The 14,806-nt window shown below is 47.1% G+C and carries 12 protein-coding genes and 1 pseudogene; 11 read left to right on the top strand and 2 right to left on the bottom strand.

Annotated elements, in window-relative coordinates:
* Window positions 1–334, bottom strand: a pseudogene (locus QN395_RS01125) (hypothetical protein); the annotation flags it as partial.
* A gap of 244 nt (window positions 335–578) precedes the next feature.
* On the opposite strand from QN395_RS01125, the gene QN395_RS01120 reads away from it, so the two are divergent.
* Complete coding sequence (locus QN395_RS01120) at window positions 579–1,418, top strand: universal stress protein (RefSeq protein WP_322119319.1); 840 nt, start codon at window positions 579–581, stop codon at window positions 1,416–1,418.
* 696 nt (window positions 1,419–2,114) lie between these two features.
* Here the strand turns inward: QN395_RS01120 and QN395_RS01115 are convergent.
* Entirely contained in the window at window positions 2,115–3,086 is a 972-nt protein-coding gene (locus QN395_RS01115; protein WP_322119320.1) for a hypothetical protein, read from the bottom strand.
* Window positions 3,087–3,172: 86 nt separating this feature from the next.
* On the opposite strand from QN395_RS01115, the gene QN395_RS01110 reads away from it, so the two are divergent.
* From QN395_RS01110 to ccoG, 10 genes are all read left to right on the top strand, one after another.
* Window positions 3,173–3,793 carry a TetR/AcrR family transcriptional regulator gene (locus tag QN395_RS01110; protein ID WP_322119321.1) on the top strand — a complete coding sequence of 207 codons (621 nt, stop codon included), beginning with the start codon at window positions 3,173–3,175 and terminating at the stop codon, window positions 3,791–3,793.
* A 343-nt stretch (window positions 3,794–4,136) separates the two neighbouring features.
* On the top strand, window positions 4,137–5,567 hold the full coding sequence (gene hemN / locus QN395_RS01105) for an oxygen-independent coproporphyrinogen III oxidase (protein WP_322119322.1): 1,431 nt from the start codon (window positions 4,137–4,139) through the stop codon (window positions 5,565–5,567).
* On the top strand, window positions 5,564–6,496 hold the full coding sequence (locus QN395_RS01100) for a sulfite exporter TauE/SafE family protein (RefSeq protein ID WP_322119323.1): 933 nt from the start codon (window positions 5,564–5,566) through the stop codon (window positions 6,494–6,496). Before hemN ends, QN395_RS01100 begins: the two co-directional genes overlap by 4 nt.
* Window positions 6,496–9,141 carry a heavy metal translocating P-type ATPase gene (locus QN395_RS01095; RefSeq protein ID WP_322119324.1) on the top strand — a complete coding sequence of 882 codons (2,646 nt, stop codon included), beginning with the start codon at window positions 6,496–6,498 and terminating at the stop codon, window positions 9,139–9,141. Before QN395_RS01100 ends, QN395_RS01095 begins: the two co-directional genes overlap by 1 nt.
* An 8-nt stretch (window positions 9,142–9,149) precedes the next feature.
* Entirely contained in the window at window positions 9,150–9,365 is a 216-nt protein-coding gene (ccoS, locus tag QN395_RS01090) for a cbb3-type cytochrome oxidase assembly protein CcoS (RefSeq protein ID WP_322119325.1), read from the top strand.
* A 650-nt stretch (window positions 9,366–10,015) separates the two neighbouring features.
* A complete protein-coding gene (gene ccoN, locus QN395_RS01085) occupies window positions 10,016–11,443 on the top strand; it encodes a cytochrome-c oxidase, cbb3-type subunit I (protein ID WP_322119326.1) in 1,428 nt (475 codons plus the stop codon).
* Between the two features lie 63 nt (window positions 11,444–11,506).
* Window positions 11,507–12,157, top strand: a complete 651-nt coding sequence (gene ccoO, locus QN395_RS01080) for a cytochrome-c oxidase, cbb3-type subunit II (protein ID WP_322119327.1) — start codon at window positions 11,507–11,509, stop codon at window positions 12,155–12,157.
* Window positions 12,158–12,159: 2 nt separating this feature from the next.
* Window positions 12,160–12,393 (top strand): cbb3-type cytochrome c oxidase subunit 3, encoded by a 234-nt coding sequence (locus QN395_RS01075; protein WP_322119328.1) that lies wholly within the window; start codon window positions 12,160–12,162, stop codon window positions 12,391–12,393.
* A complete protein-coding gene (gene ccoP, locus QN395_RS01070) occupies window positions 12,386–13,333 on the top strand; it encodes a cytochrome-c oxidase, cbb3-type subunit III (protein WP_322119329.1) in 948 nt (315 codons plus the stop codon). Before QN395_RS01075 ends, ccoP begins: the two co-directional genes overlap by 8 nt.
* A 36-nt stretch (window positions 13,334–13,369) precedes the next feature.
* Window positions 13,370–14,797 (top strand): cytochrome c oxidase accessory protein CcoG, encoded by a 1,428-nt coding sequence (gene ccoG / locus QN395_RS01065; protein ID WP_322119330.1) that lies wholly within the window; start codon window positions 13,370–13,372, stop codon window positions 14,795–14,797.
* Window positions 14,798–14,806: the final 9 nt, after the last annotated feature.

Raw genomic sequence — 14,806 nt, 5'->3', positions numbered from 1 at the left:
ATGGTGACACACTAGGGTGGAAACTTTTGGACGCTGTTTCCACCCCTAATCTGGTAAGTATTGCACGCTGTTTGACAGCCAGCGTAATTTCCCGGTCCAGTGCAATCAGATTCACAGCATCAATCGCTGCTTTATCACGACATTTACCAGTGTGCTGCATCAGATCAGGATGATGCCTGCGCAAGTCCACACTAGAAATCGTACCCACGCCACCGAGGCTGGCAACAGTCCCTGCCAGCCGGTGCGCCGAGACGCCAATCCCCATGCCACCCTGCACGATTGGCAGCAAGCTTTTCGCTTTGATCTGCAAGCGAGGAAATGCGCTTTGCAACATGAGAATACCCACCAATCTAAAATCAAGATTCCCGCACTGTAGCAAAAGCAATTGCGATTAGATTTGATCTGCATCAAGAATATCGCATCAAAATTTCAGCATTTGATCTGCATCAATATTTCTGTATTTATGACGCCTATCAACCGAGTATCACTGGACTATGCAGTGATTCACTTCTAGGCTGAATAGAAGCTAGCAATCATGCTGGCATTGATGTAAATAGTCGTCATTACGTGAGGAAAATATGAGCTATAAAACTATTCTGGTCCATGTAGATCAATCCAGAAACGCAGCAGAACGTATTCGCATCGCCACCAACATTGCCATACAAGAGAATGCTCACTTAGTCGGTGTCGCGATGACAGGTATCTCACGCTGGATCTACGCCAACAGCTCGCCACTATTCGTCGATCCGGGTATGGTGATTAATCTGGATTTATTACGCGACAACGCCCGCGTAGCGCTGCATGAATTTGAAAGTATCGTAAAGAGTTTAGGATATACATCTTACGAAACACTGGTCGTAGACGACGAAGCCGCCACCGGCATCAATATGCAAGCCCGCTACTGCGACCTGGTAATTATCGGACAAACCGATTTGTCAGCGCCCTCACCCACCGTGATGCCAGACTTCCCTGAATCGGTCTTATTAAATTGCGGCCGCCCCGTGTTAATCGTGCCCTATACCGGTCACTTTAAAACAGTCGGCCAGCGGGCAATCATCGCCTGGGATGCAAGCACACAAGCAGCACGCGCAGTCACCGCCGCAATACCATTATTAAGCCGGGCAAAAATCGCAGAAATCGTCGTCTTTAATCCTGAGCGCGACGGCGCCAGACACGGTGAACAACCAGGTGCCGACATTGCACTCTATGTCGCCAGACACGGCATCAAGGTCAATGTATCCAAGTATGAGGTCCCGACTGACATAGGCAATGCACTGCTGTCACAAGCCGCAGACGCAGGATCAGATTTACTAGTAATGGGAGGCTACGGACATTCACGCTTCCGCGAAATTTTATTGGGCGGCGCGACTAAGACAGTTTTGGCAACGATGACTTTGCCTGTGTTGATGTCGCATTGAGTGGGGTGTTGGGTAACTGGAGTTGGGTAGTTGAATTTTATCTGTATTTGCGCGAACTGCTCAACGTTAAAACGCAGCTAAAGACTTGAAAAGCTCAGCCGACGTTCGATTTTTTACAAAGGATGTGCGGCTGTTGTCTATCCAACTAAATAGCAAAACTAGGCTTCGCTCCGCACCTTCTTGCTGTCTTCCCGGTCAGATGTGATGGAATTTTCCTAAAGTGCAATAAATGTCGCTGGATTCCGGCTTAAACCACGCCGGAATGACGACCTATCTCTTTCGAGCATCAATGTATAAGCATCAACATTTACTCTGAGAATCGCCCATAAATATCATATACTCCCCATCATTTCCAATAAAAACTCCTCATTGCCCAATGATTACATAGACAATAAAAAATACTCGTTACTAGTATAAAAAAGTCAAATATCAATCTCAGACTAAATGAAACATTAACTCCACAAAAATAGCGTCAACGTTCTGCTCCAATATCAGTACCGACATAACTAAATATCGGCCTGATTTTGCATAACTACACACTCAACTATTTTCCGGCAATTTGTTACCTATCCAAAAAAACTGGGATTGCCATTCACTATGTACGATCATCATTTTTTAAACTCTTATCGTGTGTAGTGTTTGCTTGATTTTTTCTAAGCTTTAGCAAACCCAGTAAGTCTATGCTTACGACATCCACTAATTCTTATGGCAAGCCATACAAGCATGGCTGCTGCTGATCATCATTTTTTGATCGCTTTGAACCGCCGTGTCCAGGCGTCTAAATTTCTCGCCATTTTCTTCTGCGTTCTTAATCCGGCTTTCTAGTTCGTCTTTATAAGTCCAGCTTGAATAGGTCTTTGATAAGCGGGCATTGGCATAGACTTGCTGTGCGGTTTGCCAGTTTCCTGCTTTGACTAGCATGTCCCCCATATTCATAAAAAATCCCTCAAAGTTATGGGGCGCAATCCATGAGTTCCAGCAGACGCGTTTATTACCGGTTGTTGTTTCCAGCGCCATATATTTTTTGAATGAGGGGTTATTTCTGTCCACCGTTTCACCAGCGCATAGGTCGGCATTTTTCCATTGCCAATCTAATCCCTCTTTAAATTGAGGCGAGTCAGCAGGCGTCCGGCTCAGTACGTAACCGGCTGTAAATAAATTGAACTCAGGCCATGCATCAATACTGTGGCGTAAGGTGTAATAGCCCTCGCGTATCTCTTTTTCATTTTTATGGATAGATCCTTCTGCCAGCGTCGCGCTTCCTAAAAATCCGAGGAAGCGTGCGTCTTCTGGTTTGAGTGCTACCGCTTCCTCGAAAAATCGGCGGGCAAGTGTAGCGTCATTAATAATGCTTGGGGGAACCTTGTCTAAACGTGAGCGTTCCGATAGCCGCCAGATGTGGAGCCAGCCAATATGGGCGGCCGTGGTTGCATCGGAAGGGTTGTCGATGTACGCAGCGGTCAGCGTGTTTAAGGCACCCTCAATCTCTGCGTAATCTCCGTTATGCAGAATTTTCCAGAATAGCGCGTCGGCGTTTTCAGCAGATGGTAGGCGCTTTATCGAAGCCTGCTTATCCGCAGCGGCACGAATGGCAAGATATTCGCAGCTACACAAGGTCATAGCGCTCACTGCCAATAGACATAGGCTAATCCAAATTTTATTTTTCATCACAATCCCCTCAATGTAGGCAACGACAACATTATTGACATGGAATGTAGGTGGTGTCAACATGCAGCCTTAAAATTAAAAATCCTATGTCTACCGAAAACGCTAAAAGCTATCACCACAAAGATCTGCGCCGCTCCTTAATTGATCAGGCACTTACTACACTGACAGCAGGAGGATCGCAGGCAATCAGCCTGCGGAATCTGGCGCGCGAAATTGGCGTGTCTCATTCAGCACCATTGCGCCATTTTCCGACGAGAGAAGCACTGCTTGCCGAGCTTGCGGTATTTGGATTTGAGCAGCTGACTGAGGCGATGGAGGTAGCTAAAAAAAAGCCCAATAGTAAAAACATGGGCGACGCGTTAAAAAATGTGGGGATTGCCTACGTCCGGTTTGCGATACAACAGCCGCATCTTTTTCGGCTGATGTTTACCGCAGACCGAGTCGATTCAACCCGCTATGAGCAGCTTCGGCAAGCTGGGGATCAATGCAAAGCTGTCATGGTGGATTTGGTTGTGCTCGCGGTTGGCAGCGGCGATCTGGTCGCCTCGTCCACAGAGATGTTAGCGTTATCGTGCTGGGCAATGGTCCATGGTCTAGCGTCGCTGGCGATTGACCAGCAAGTTGATATCAGCAATGAGCAAGCGATTGTGATGGTCACTAGTCAGTTATTACATCATCTGGAAAATGGCATAGCAGCAAAGCTTTAGACGAGCCTTTGCTACGTCCAAAAACCATATACTCCCCATCAATTTTAATAAATATCTCTTATTGTCCAATGATTACCTAGACAATAAAATATACTCATTACCAGTATAAAATTTACACGCCTGTGAATGACAGGTAAAACTGAGCAGCTCAGCCTCACCCACTATTGGTCTGATTTTATCTAACCACACGTCCAAGCATTCCCTGCCAGTCAGATTAACTTACTCCGTTTTGATTTACATCAAAGTGATTCGTAAGCAAGCTGACTAAACTCCATCCATCTTATGCATGCCCGCACGCGTGCACCTACGTACTCACCCGTTTGGAACATGGCAGGAAATCACTATGGCAGCCGGCAACTTAACCATCAGCACAGCACATGGCATCGACTTTGATGCTGACCTTATCCGTAAGATGAAACAATCCGGACCGCGTTATACGTCCTACCCGACTGCCGATCAGTTATCAACCCAGTTCACATCTTGGGACTATCTGCATGCAGTTGCCAGTGTGCGGGTTCAGGGTGCGCGTCCTTTGTCGTTGTATATCCATATTCCTTTCTGTGACACGATTTGCTACTACTGTGCCTGCAATAAAATTGTGACGAAGGACAGGAGCAAGGCTGCCACATATCTGGGTTACTTAAAACAAGAAATTGAAATGCAAGGCAAGCTGTTTAGCGGCATCAATCAGGTGGAACAATTACATTTCGGTGGAGGTACCCCCACCTACCTCAACGATGAGCAGATGGATGATTTGCTGGCGCATATCCGCCGCTGGTTTAAGCTGGCATCAGATGAGGTGGGTGAATACTCAATCGAAGTTGATCCCCGTACGGTGACGCCGCAACGTGTCAGAACTTTACGTAATCAAGGGTTTAATCGCATCAGTCTTGGGGTACAAGATTTTGAGCCTGAAGTGCAAGAAGCCGTCAATCGTATCCAGCCAGAGGAAGAGACAGTCGCCATCATTGATGCGGCGCGGGGTGCGGGTTTCCGCTCGGTCAGCATCGATCTGATTTACGGCTTACCGAAACAAAATGTAGCCAGCATGGAGCGCACTTTGATAAAAGTGATTGCTGCCTCACCAGACCGGATTGCGATTTATAACTACGCTCATTTGCCGCACCTGTTTAAACCGCAACGACGGATCAACGAATCGGATTTACCTAGCGCGGACAGCAAGCTGGACATGCTGCATTTGTGCATTAATCGTTTGACTGCGGCGGGCTATGTGTATATCGGGATGGATCATTTTGCCAAGCCAACCGATGATCTGGCCATCGCGCAGCAACAGGGACGCTTGCATAGAAATTTTCAGGGTTACTCAACCCATGCAGATGCAGACATGATCGCTTGCGGCGTGTCGGCCATCAGTACCATCGGCACGACTTACAGCCAAAATGAAAAGACCTTGGATGCGTATTACGCCAGATTAGATCAGGGTGAATTGCCAATGGCAAAAGGCTTGCGTCTGAATATGGATGACTTAATACGACGGGCTGTGATTCAAAGTCTGATGTGTCATTTTGAAGTCTCATTTAGCTTGATTGAACTGTCTTACCCTATCGTCTTTAGCGATTATTTTGCGGACGAGTTGGCGGAGCTGCAGCAATTTCAGCTAGATGGCCTGATTCAATTTGAGAATGATTGTTTGTGTGTCACCGACAAAGGGCGACTGTTGATCAGAAATATTTGTATGGTCTTTGATCATTATCTGCGCGATAAAAAAAATCATCCTCCGGCAGAAACGATACGTTTTTCTACGACGATATGACAAGCATCAACCTGCTCCCTGTTTTCCTGACCGGACTGATTGGTAGCGTCCATTGTGTTGGCATGTGCGGCGGGATTGTCGGTGCTTTTTCTATGGCATCGAGCAAGTTATCCAAGACGGGTATAAAAAAGCAACGGGTCTTCCCTCTCCGGCTTGTTTCTGCCAACCAGTCTGGCGATCTGAATCGCATGAGCTTAGAGACTAGCGAGGCTACCACAGCAACAGCGGCACACGCCTCGGCATTTGACTACGCCACCCGTGCAATCAGCTACAACAGTGGCAGAATTTCTAGCTATATGCTGGCTGGTGTGATTGCAGGTAGCGTTGGCAGCGGACTGCTGAGTCTGTTTACATTGTCCACCCTGACATCGCTGCAAAATGGTTTTTACTGGATGGCGAACTTCGTCCTGCTGGCAATCGGTTTGTACATGATGGACATCTGGCGCGGGATTAGCAAACTGGAGTTACTAGGCCAATCGGTATGGCGGCGCATCAGCCCTTTGACGCGACGCTTATTACCTTTGGATAGCAACCCTAAAGCTTTTGCAATGGGTGCATTATGGGGTTGGCTGCCGTGTGGCATGGTGTATTCCATCCTATTCACCGCTATGTTGTCCGGATCGGCGTACTCGGGTGCAATGGTGATGCTGGCTTTTGGTCTAGGTACTTTGCCGACGCTGCTATTGATGGCAGCGGTTGGATCAACGTTGGGAGCAAAGCTCGGTATAAAGCTCAAGTCACATTTACAAAATAAAAAATGGCGCTTGTTTGCAGGATCGCTGCTATGTTTATTTGGACTACTAGGATTGTTCCGCGCATTTTCTGTTCACTCCGGTCAGCATGCCTTGTGGCTTGATGCTTTCTGTATTAATCCTCCTGCACCCAACACTACATTCATCCCAATAACTCCACGCAAAGCAGGTCTGTGATGAACACTGTACATGCCAGTCACGATTGTTTTCATTGTGGTGAACCAGTACCTGCGGCAACATATTGGACAGCCACAATTAACGGTCTTAGCCAAGCAATGTGCTGTCCGGGTTGCCAGGCTGTGGCAGAAGCCATCGTTGCCAGCGGCTGCGAGGATTATTATCTGACGCGCAGTGCGTATTCGCTGGCGGCGGACAAGATAGATACTATTGTTCCGGCACAACTGCGTGCTTACGATGTCGGTCAAAATCAGTCTGCTCAAATCACTAGTGACAACTCACTGGCAGATAGAAAAACTACGGCAGAAAATACCAGCATCACGAGCGCTATTTTTTCGATTGAAGGCATACGTTGCGCTGCTTGCGTCTGGCTAATTGAACGGCGCTTGAGTAAGCTGCCGGGTATCCTGAGCGCCGACCTGAATGTCTCCAGCGAAAAATTATCGCTGCGCTGGGATACGTCACTCTGCCAACCGAGCCAGATCATTTCGACCTTACGCGAAATTGGCTATACCGCGCATCCGTTTGAGGCACTCAAACATGGTGAGTTAATTCGTCGCCATAGCAAGCAATTATTCCGTCAGCTATTTATCGCTGGCTTGTCAATGATGCAGGTGATGATGTACACCTTCCCTTTATATTTTTCTCATCCGGGTGAGATAGAAGCAGATCACATCGCTCTGCTACGTTGGGCAAGCCTGCTGTTGACCTTGCCTGCTATCGGCTATTCGGCACAGCCTTTTTTTAAGGGTGCCTGGTTCAATATTAAAACCCGTCAAATGGGTATGGATGTGCCGGTCAGTATAGGATTGCTAGCAGCGTTCTTTGCCAGCGCCGTGGCGACTTATCGTCAGCAAGGAGATGTATATTTTGATTCGGTCACTATGTTCATCTTTCTGCTGTTGTGCAGTCGCTATCTGGAGTTACGTGCTAGACGTAAAGCCTTTGACGGATTAGAAAAACTACAGCATGCATTACCTGTAACAGCGACGCGGCTGCAAGATTATCCGCATCATCACAGTAGCGAACTGGTAGCGGCAAGCGAGCTACATGCTGGCGATATTGTTCTGATACGGCAAGGCGATGTGATCGCGACCGATAGCATAATTATTGAAGGCAGCACGACGATAGACGCCTCGCTATTAAGTGGAGAAAGTAAGCCACTCAGCAAAAATACCAATGACGAACTGCCCGGCGGCGCCATCAATATGGAGCAAACCATCATCGCCAAAGTCAGCCGCTGTGCTGCCGACAGCCATCTTGCCGTCATCATCCGGCTAACGGAAAATGCTAGCGCAACTAAGCCACACATGCTGCTATGGGTAGATAAAATCGCCTCCAGGTTTGTGACCTCTCTGCTGGTTTTTGCCCTATTCGTTTTTTGTATCTGGTACTTGGTTGATCCGGCGCAAGCCTGGCCGGTTACGATTGCAGTATTAATTGCCTCCTGCCCTTGTGCCCTGTCGCTGGCGACACCCACCGCCCTGGCGTCGGCTACTGATCGCCTGTTAAAACAAGGCGTCCTGATTATGCGATCAGCCACATTAGAAACCATGACCCATGTCAGCCATGTTGTATTTGATAAAACAGGTACGCTGACCCAAGGCAAGCCAACAGTGCAATCCACACACACATTTGGCGCAATGACCGGAGATCAATGCCTGCAACTGGCTGCTAGCTTAGAGCAAGCCAGCTCGCACGCGATCGCCCATGCAATCACCCGCGCGCTGCAGGCTGCTGCAATAAAAAATCTGGTCAAGCCTGATGCTAATGCGGCGCTGGACTATGCAATCCATATCGCCGATATCAACTCCAAACCAGGTCAAGGTTTGCAGGCAAGCAAAGACGGTATTACCTACAGAATTGGGAATCAACATTTTATTGAAGACCTGCTCGGCAAAAAATTGATCGATCCCACGCTACCGGAGGTGACATCAGTTTATCTGGCAAATCAGTTTGAATTACTAGCTCGCTTTGATTTGCAAGATACTTTGCGTAATGACGCTTTGGAGACGATCAGACAATTGCAAACGATGGGCAAAAAAATCATCTTGCTGAGCGGCGATGATCAAAATATAGTGGAGTCCATCGCCCGCCAGTCGGGGATTACTGAGGCATATGGCAATCGCCTGCCAGAACAAAAATTGCAATTTATCCAGACACTACAACACGCAGGTGCAGTGGTGGCGATGGTAGGTGATGGCATCAACGATGCTGCCGTGCTCAGTGCAGCAGATATCTCGTTTGCGATGGGTGGCGGAAGCTCGCTGGCGCAAGTCAGCGCAGATGCTGTATTACTATCGGATAAGCTGAGTGCCTTAATTGATACCATCAATCACGCCAAAAAAACTACGGCGATTATCCGGCAAAATTTGGTCTGGGCGAGTATCTATAATTTGATTGTCATACCTGCGGCTGCGTTCGGTTATTTGCCGCCGCTCATCTCTGGCGTGGGCATGACGATTAGTTCGATGGTGGTTGTACTCAATGCCCTGCGTTTGCATCGCTTGCCCAAATCGCGTGAGGCAACGCTAGCATCGAACTTAGAAAAGCTTAACTCAGAAAAACTTAACTTAGAAAAAATGAGTGTAGAAAAAAATCGCCTGATAACGCTGACGACATCAACACCATCGCCTGAAATCTGAAAACTAAAATGGAATCACTTTATTTGCTCATTCCGGTCAGCGTACTCATCGTATTTTTTTCAATTTGGGTATTTGTTAAGATGTCGGACAGTGGTCAGTTTGACGACATGGTTGGTCCTGCTCTGAGAATTTTGCAAGATGATGATAATCCTGAAGTACCAGCGCAGACATTGGCAGAAATACCGACAGAAGCGGTAATCAAGCCATCAGAAAATCCACCTTAAACAGTTGTAAGCTCACCTTCAAATCCTTCTTCAAAGCTATCTTCGGAGCTAAATTCAAAGGCCTCTTCAAACTATTTTTTTAACAGATACGCTCACAAAACTATTCGTCGCATTGACTGTGCCGATGTGGATTCAGATTCAAAACATCCATTACATAAATTTATACTCCTACCATGTATATTCTAGATGTCCATATATTTAATGGACAATTTAGCTATTTTTATATTTTTTAATGGGAGTATATATATTTGCGGGCTACTTTCAGATTAAATGCTAATACTGTTCGAAATCAGTAGAACGTCACTCCGGTATCGTTTTAGCCGGACTCCGGCGACGTTTTTTGCGCGACCTATATGGACAGAAAAACATGGCTAGAAATTAGCGACCTCATTCTGAAATTAACGACACGGGATTCCAGCTAAACCCATGTTGGAATGACATACAAAAGAATTGAGCTTCTAACAAAATACATACCACATCAATCCAGGCAGATTGCTTTTAATGCGATCTTGTTTGCGCCATCAGACTAAATACGCATTAATCTCTACATCAATAGCGACAAGTTGAACCTTACTTGATACACATCAAGGAATCTTTATCAATCGCCACTTATGCTACTTCCATGATCGAAATATCCTGGGAGAATCTGAGTGGACAAAGCACTAAACTATAACTACAAAGTCGTGCAGCAGTTTTCTGTCGCGACTATTGTTTGGGGTGTGGTCGGTATGCTGGTTGGTGCGCTGATTGCCGCTCAGCTGGCATGGCCAGAACTGAATTTTGACATCCCTTGGCTTACCTACGGTCGCTTGCGTCCGCTACATACTAATGCGGTGATTTTTGCCTTTGGCGGTAGCGCATTAATGGCGACCTCGTTTTATGTCGTGCAGCGCACTTGTCAGGTCAGATTATTCTCCGATGGCTTGGCTGCTTTTACTTTCTGGGGCTGGCAGCTGGTGATTGTGCTGGCAGCGATTACGTTACCTTTGGGGATGACTCAAGGTAAAGAATACGCTGAGCTAGAGTGGCCTATCGATCTGTTGCTGGCGGTGGTCTGGGTGTCATATGCAGTGGTATTTTTTGGTACTCTGCTTAAGCGTAAAGTGCCGCATATCTACGTTGCTAACTGGTTCTTCGGTGCGTTTATTCTGACAGTCGCGTTATTACATATTGTGAATAGCGCTGCGATGCCTGTCTCGCTGACCAAATCCTATTCTGCTTATTCCGGCGTACAAGATGCGATGATTGAATGGTGGTACGGCCACAATGCGGTCGGCTTCTTTTTGACGGCGGGCTTCCTGGGAATGATGTACTACTTCATTCCTAAACAGGCGGAGCGTCCTGTGTATTCATATCGTCTTTCTATCGTCCATTTCTGGGCGCTGATCTTCACGTATATGTGGGCGGGTCCGCATCATTTGCATTACACCGCTTTGCCCGATTGGACACAATCGATAGGCATGGTGTTCTCTCTGATACTGCTGGCACCTTCGTGGGGCGGCATGATCAACGGCATCATGACCTTGTCTGGCGCATGGCACAAATTGCGTACCGATCCAATTCTTAAATTTCTGGTGGTATCGCTATCCTTTTACGGTATGTCTACCTTTGAAGGTCCGATGATGTCGATCAAAACGGTCAATGCTTTATCGCATTACACCGACTGGACGATAGGTCATGTGCATTCAGGCGCTTTGGGTTGGGTTGGCTTTATCACGATGGGTTCGATGTATTACATGATCCCTCGCCTCTCTGGAAAAGTAGAAATGTGGAGTAAGTCCTTGATAGAACTCCACTTCTGGGTCGCCACCGTCGGTATCGTTTTATATATCGCTGCTATGTGGATTGCCGGTGTGATGCAAGGCTTGATGTGGCGTGCAGTCAATCCTGACGGCACCTTGACCTACACCTTTGTAGAGAGCGTGAAAGCGACTTATCCATATTACGTAGTGAGATTTAGTGGCGGTTTGTTGTACCTGAGCGGCATGTTGATGATGGCATTTAACGTGTTTATGACGATGCGTGATAGTCAGCCGGTAAATACCCGCATCCCTGTCTTTGCTGGTGCGCATGCTTAGCTTGATTCGCCTTGCTGAATGAACTCAGTCCCAACAGCAAATAACAGTATTGAGGAGTAATCAATGAAGTCCCCTTCTAAGTTGTCATCGAAGTTCTCACCGAAGTTCTCACATGAGTGGATAGAAAAAAATCCATGGTTATTAATCGTACTGATTGTGTTGGTTGTCAGCTTTGGTGGTCTGGTAGAAATCGTACCGCTATTTTTCCAAAAATCGACGACCGAACCAGTCACGGGGCTGAAACCTTATTCGGCACTGCGACTGACCGGCAGGGATATTTATATACGTGAGGGTTGCTACAACTGTCACTCGCAAATGATCCGCCCTTTCCGTGCCGAGACCGAGCGTTACGGACATTATTCGGTCGCTGGCGAGTCTGTCTATGACAGGCCTTTTCAATGGGGATCAAAACGTACTGGTCCTGATCTGGCGCGGGTCGGTGGCAGATATAGCGATGAATGGCATCAAACGCATTTAAACAACCCGCGTGACCTGGTACCAGAATCGAATATGCCTGGCTATCCATGGCTTGCTAAGACCAAACTCGACCCCGCTGATATCGCACCCAAAATGCGTGCTTTAAAACGCTTGGGCGATCCCTACACCGACGACGAGATTCTGCACGCACCGGAGGCCTTAGAAGGAAAAACAGAGCAAGACGCACTGATTGCCTATCTTCAAGAATTGGGCATCTTAATTAAGAGCAGGAGATAAAAATGGAATTCGTCACTTTCTTAACTGACATGCGCAGCATTACGACGGTTGCTTGTTTGCTTGTATTTCTCGGCATTGTGTACTGGTCATATAACGGCAAACAACAAACTGCATTTGATGAGGCCGCAAATCTGCCCTTTGCAGATGAGTTTGCGGATGGGCTTCCAGACACACCTCAAGCACAGTCTGCTAATAGTAACGACAGTACTCACTCAGCGGAGTCTCATCATGGCTGATTTTACAAGTGATTTTTGGGGTGCTTATATTGCTCTGTTGACGGTGCTAAGCATTATTGGTTGCGGAGTATTGCTGTGGACGCAGGCAACAGCAAAAGTCAAAATATCGACCGATGCAAATGGGGAACCAGGCCCTGTTGAAACGACAGGTCATCTATGGGATGAGGATTTGGGCGAGTTAAATAATCCTCTTCCCCGCTGGTGGATGTGGTTGTTTGTATTGACGATTATCTTCGGCGGAATTTATCTCTATCTGTATCCCGGCTTAGGAACTTATGCCGGCAAATTGGGTTGGCAATCAAGCGGGCAATACCAAAAAGAATTGAAAATCGCCGATGCTGAATATGGCCCACTATTTGAAAAATATTTACATCAAGATTTGAAAGCAGTAGCAGCAGATCCACAAGCACATCTGATTGGGGAGCGGCTATTTCTGACCTATTGTGCGCAGTGCCATGGATCGGATGCGCATGGCAATAAAGGCTTTCCTAACCTGACGGATAAAGACTGGCTGTATGGTGGCGCTCCAGACGTCATCAAAACGACCATCATGTATGGACGTAACGGCCAAATGCCGCCGATGGGCGCGGTCGTCGGTACGGATGATGAGGTCAGAAACGTGGCTCACTATGTGTTGAGCTTGTCTGGGTCTACTCATGACCCGATTAAAGCCGCGTTTGGCAAATCTAAATTTACCGCTTGCATTGGTTGCCATAGCGCTGGCGGCATCGGTAATCAAGCCTTAGGTGCACCGGCACTGAACGACAAAATCTGGCTATATGGCGGCAGCCTGGACACGATTATGGAGACGATTAATAAAGGTCGTAAAAATACGATGCCACCGTTTAAAGATTTTTTGGGTGAGGCAAAAGTACAAGTGCTTGCGGCTTATGTCTGGAGTTTATCGAATGAAGCAGAGATAAAAGCTGCACAAAAATGAACTCGCTAATCATCATTCAATGGGACCTTGTGCGCTATGTCTGATATACAGCCGCCCGAAATACGAGATCACGCAGATCCTGTAGAACCTCAATACGCGACCATTAAAATGTACGCGTCAAGAGAGGACATTTATCCGCGCGAAGTAACAGGGTTTTTTGCCAACTGGCGCTGGGCTTGCGTCTGGCTTACCCAACTGGTGTTTTATGGTGTGCCTTGGCTGGCATGGAATGATCGTCAGGCGGTGTTGTTTGATTTGGCCGCAAGGAAGTTCTATTTGTTTGGCATCGTGCTATGGCCACAGGATTTTATTTATCTGACCGCTCTGTTAATTATTTGCGCTTACTCATTATTTTTATTTACGACGGTTGCTGGCCGTCTTTGGTGTGGCTTTGCTTGCCCACAAACGGTTTATACCGAAATTTTTATGTGGGTAGAACGGAAGATTGAAGGTAGCCGCAGCGCCCGTATCAAATTAAGTAAGCAAAATTGGACGCTGGCAAAAGTCAGTAAAAAATGTGCCAAGCATGCGATCTGGCTAGGAATCGCTTTGTGGACAGGTATCAGCTTTGTAGGCTACTTCACGCCAATCAAAACATTGATGCAAGAAATATTATTAGTCACACTGGGACCATGGGAATTATTCTGGGTTTTATTTTATGCGCTGGCAACTTATGGTAATGCGGGGTGGATGCGTGAGCAAGTGTGTAAATACATGTGCCCGTATGCACGCTTCCAAAGTGTGATGTTTGACCAGGACACGTTGATCGTGACCTACGATCAGCAGCGCGGGGAACCGCGTAGCACAAAGACAGCTAAAAATCCTGTGCTTGGATCGTGTATCGATTGCTCAATTTGCGTTCAGGTATGCCCGACCGGTATCGATATCCGGGACGGCCTGCAATACGAATGTATAGGCTGTGCCGCCTGCGTAGACGCCTGCGATACGGTGATGGATAAGATCGGAGCACCAAAGGGCTTGATTCGTTTTTCTACCGCAAATGCGATCAAAAATAATCTGTCAGAACAACAGGTTTTGAAGTCAATCTTCCGCTCAAGAGTCTTGATCTATAGCGCTATCTTGGTCGTCATCGTATCGGTATTAGCGATCAATTTACTAACACGTGTCCCCTTAAAACTAGACGTTATCCGTGACCGCGGCTCTATGGGTAGAGAATTAAATGAAGGCGTGATTGAAAATGTTTATAAGCTACAAATTATGAACACGGCGGAAGCAAATCATATTTATCGCATCAAAGTATCGGGGCTGGACTCAATCCGTTTAGACAGCCCCGACCAAATCGAGCTGCCAGGAGCTACTACAAAAGCGATACCAGTCCGGGTGCATGTAGACCACGATCATGGCAAACAAGGTAGTAACAAAATTTGGTTTCAGCTTGAAGCGATCGATAATCCGGCCTTGCAGGTCAAAGAAAAAGCTGTATTTATTATTCCCCACAATTAGGAGCGTGTG

Source organism: Undibacterium sp. RTI2.2, assembly GCF_035018705.1.
Lineage (GTDB): Bacteria > Pseudomonadota > Gammaproteobacteria > Burkholderiales > Burkholderiaceae_D > Undibacterium.
The sequence above is the reverse complement of the archived record's forward strand: the minus strand, read 5'-3'. Positions and strand labels throughout refer to the sequence as shown.